The organism is Dolomitihabitans soli (genome assembly GCF_022213955.1).
GTDB classification, from domain to species: domain Bacteria; phylum Actinomycetota; class Actinomycetes; order Streptosporangiales; family Streptosporangiaceae; genus Streptosporangium_A; species Streptosporangium_A soli.
Genome location: NZ_JAKNTW010000069.1, coordinates 1 through 1,696, shown reverse-complemented (window position 1 = coordinate 1,696; position 1,696 = coordinate 1). Strand labels below are relative to the sequence as shown.

Here is a 1,696-nt window from a genome sequence, read left to right as displayed (position 1 = left end):
TGGCGGATTCGGCGCCCCTGCGCGGTCACGGGCTCAGGCCGGACGGTGCCGCAACCGTCCATCACCCCCGGTCAGCCATATCCGCCTGATCGTCGCGGTTATTCCGGCAGTCCCACATAGGGACCGAAGCAAGTGCTGAAGTCGGGATAGCAGGAGAAGTATTCGAGGCCCTCGTAGGGGTTTCCGGTGGTCATCCAGACATTGACCTTGGTGGCCCCGCCGGCGACGTCCGCGTTGACGGCAAGGGTCGCGGGCCCGGATTCGTCGCACCAGGTGCTGGAACTCTGCCAGTCCAGCCGCCGCCCGGTGCTGGCTAACCGGGTATCCGCGTACACCCGCCGGCACCCGACTGCCTTGAACGCTCCGGTGACGCCGACCGATCGGTTGTACCAGGTGACCGTGCCTTTGTAGTAGCTCGCCCCAACCTCGATCGAGAAGGTGCTGGTGGGGTAGGCGGCGGCGGTGGCGGGCGCCGCTGTGAAGACCATCCCGGTAACCGACGCCACCGCGGCCACGACCGCGCCGACCTTCCTCGTGCGGCTCTTCGCCTTCGTTGTGTCCTTCAGCCTCGTCATGACAACCACTCCCAGGTTCTTCGAGTGACGGGTGCACAAGCCACGTATCACCGTCGTGCGGAGGCGACCCCCTCAGATCGGGCAGTGAACGTTGCCGCCGTTGTTCGGCGACACCACTCAACCCCGCGTGGACCTTGCGCCGCAAAGCATTGGAGCCAGTTCAAATCCACCGCGACGACTGCTACCGTCGGGGCGGTGCTCATGCTGCGTGTAGACGCCGACACGGTGTCCAGGACACGGTTGTCGCCCTCCCCGGCGTCGGAGTCCATGGCGTGGCTGAAGCTCACCGCCGCGTCGGGACGGCACCCGGTGTTCGGAGATCCCGGACCACTCGCCCGCGGGTCTCTTGCCCATCCGGACGTCGCCCTGCTGGCGGACCTGTTGCCGCAGAACGGCGACATCTACACGCCCGACCTGCTCACCCCGCAGCCAGGGACGGATGCGCAGCGTCGTGATCTGCTCGACGAGCAGATCGCGCAGATCGAGGCCACGGCGCAGGACGACCTCGAAACCCAGGTCTTCACCTACGCCCGGACCCACTGGAGCAGTCCACTGCGGGCCACGACCCGCCGGATCGCGGAGTCGGGGCGGATGCAGCGACGTCTCGCCAACGGTCTCGCCCGGTTCTGGCGGGATACTCTCTCCGACGGCTGGCCCGAACTGTGCTCGATCATGGATCAGGACATCGCCCATCGCGCGACGGCCATCGCCACCCATGGCGTCGGCCGAGCGCTCGGAGCACTCCACCCCGACATCGATTGGGCTGGCGACGCGGTTACCCTCGCCAAGTCGTGGGATGGCGAAATCGATGTCACCGGCCGGGATCTGGTCCTGGCCCCCGGCGTGCTCAACTGGCCCGACGTCATCATCCAGGTCGATGTCCCCGGGCAGTTCGTCCTCTACTACCCCGCCCAGCGTGTCGGAGCCAGCCGGGACCGCAGGTCCGGAGGGATCGCGCACGTGGTCGGCAACGCCCGAGCGGCCCTGCTGGCGGACCTCGAAACCGCCCGGTCGACCGCAGAACTCGCCACCCGGATCGGATACACCCCGGGCACCGTCTCCTACCACCTCGGCGCACTGCACCGCGCACGCCTCGTCACCAAGGTCAGAGACGGGCGCTA

General features: G+C 67.7%; 2 protein-coding genes. One reads left to right on the top strand and one right to left on the bottom strand.

Annotated elements, in window-relative coordinates; genetic code table 11:
- Window positions 1-98: 98 nt before the first annotated feature.
- A complete protein-coding gene (locus MBA17_RS48990) occupies window positions 99-575 on the bottom strand; it encodes a hypothetical protein (protein ID WP_238505826.1) in 477 nt (158 codons plus the stop codon).
- 201 nt (window positions 576-776) lie between these two features.
- Here MBA17_RS48990 and MBA17_RS48985 point away from each other — a divergent pair.
- Window positions 777-1,696: helix-turn-helix domain-containing protein (locus tag MBA17_RS48985; protein ID WP_238505827.1), on the top strand; the 920-nt coding region annotated here is incomplete at its 3' end.